This is a genomic window from Bradyrhizobium cosmicum, from assembly GCF_032290525.1.
In the GTDB taxonomy this organism is placed as follows: Bacteria; Pseudomonadota; Alphaproteobacteria; order Rhizobiales; family Xanthobacteraceae; genus Bradyrhizobium; species Bradyrhizobium cosmicum_A.
In genome coordinates this window covers 1-265 of record NZ_JASXTA010000278.1, presented here as the reverse complement: position 1 = coordinate 265, position 265 = coordinate 1, and the positions used below count along the sequence as shown (strand labels likewise).

The window sequence follows — 265 nt, the reverse complement described above, 5'->3', positions numbered from 1 at the left end:
GACTATGCCGCCATCGCCAACGTGACGCGGCACGGCAGCTGGCAAAGTTTCGAGGCCGGAGTGCAGGGCAGGATCGTGCTGCTCACGACGCGGGGCGCAGTGCGGTTCGACCACGTTCGCATTCTGCCGGACGACATCCTGCTGCTGGGCTCGGAAAGCGCAGGCGTGCCGGAGGAAGTGCATGGCCGCGCCGATCTTCGGATCAGGATTCCGCAGGCCGCGGGCACGCGATCGTTGAATATCGCGGTCGCTGCGGGCATCGCGC

Annotated in this window: 1 protein-coding gene; it reads left to right on the top strand. The window is 67.2% G+C overall.

Annotation, left to right across the window (positions count from 1 at the left end):
• Window positions 1-265: tRNA (cytidine(34)-2'-O)-methyltransferase (locus QSV46_RS39955; protein ID WP_314964126.1), on the top strand; the 265-nt coding region annotated here is incomplete at both ends.